Raw genomic sequence first — 835 nt, forward strand, 5'->3', positions numbered from 1 at the left:
CCCATCAGTAACACATACAGCGGGCTGTTCAGTAACAGTAATTTATTGACCGCATCAATGCGACTGGTGAACGCCATATTGAGCTGGTCTTTGGTCATCGTCGCTACTGGACTCGGAGCTGGATTGGTTGCCAGAAATTGATCCATGCTTTGACCAATCTCATTGACCGCATCAATTTTATCATTCCAGTTTTTGCCAACAATCGGATCGGTCGGTGCTACACCATTCAGTTTCATATCTTCCATCAGTAGATTTTTGATCAGAGCCTGAGTGGTAGTATCAGCAAACAAGGTGTAATCCAGACCATCGTCCTGCACGATGGCTGTATTGATCCACGGGTAATATGCGGCTCCGAAATCAAGGAAATTGGTGCCAAGCGCATCGCGGAAATTCGCAACACAATCACCATCGAAGTCGGTACGTTTCTGAAAGCCGCTATGAATATCGAGAATGCTAAAACGGTTTCTCATATCCAGACCACAATGTGACAAAGCCGCCTGCTGAACGCTGATACATGCATCGAACGGCAAATGAACTGCATCCGGAATCACGACCAAGGTTGGCTCTTGTTCTTTTTTGAGCAACGTAATGCCGTTGATTAAATCAGTGGTAGAGATGCCTTTGGTGTAGTCGCCCACCGAAACGATATAGCATGCACCGCCGCCGTTTTGAAAAAACAGCATCATACTCAGATACAACAAATATTGACCGGCGTTTTGTTCAACCAGATAGTCCACCCCATTGACCGTAAAATCGGCATCCACAGCGGCACTATCTTGCGCAGAGACGTTTTGTTTGCCGGTTGCATTCCCCTCCTCCAAAACGGCCACTGCCT

The 835-nt window shown here is 47.1% G+C and carries 1 pseudogene; it reads right to left on the reverse strand.

The features are described 5' to 3' along the window. Positions 1 to 835, reverse strand: a pseudogene (locus tag ACO0LB_RS20460) (hypothetical protein); the annotation flags it as partial.

This window comes from Undibacterium sp. SXout7W, assembly GCF_049339385.1.
Classification (GTDB): Bacteria; Pseudomonadota; Gammaproteobacteria; order Burkholderiales; family Burkholderiaceae_D; genus Undibacterium.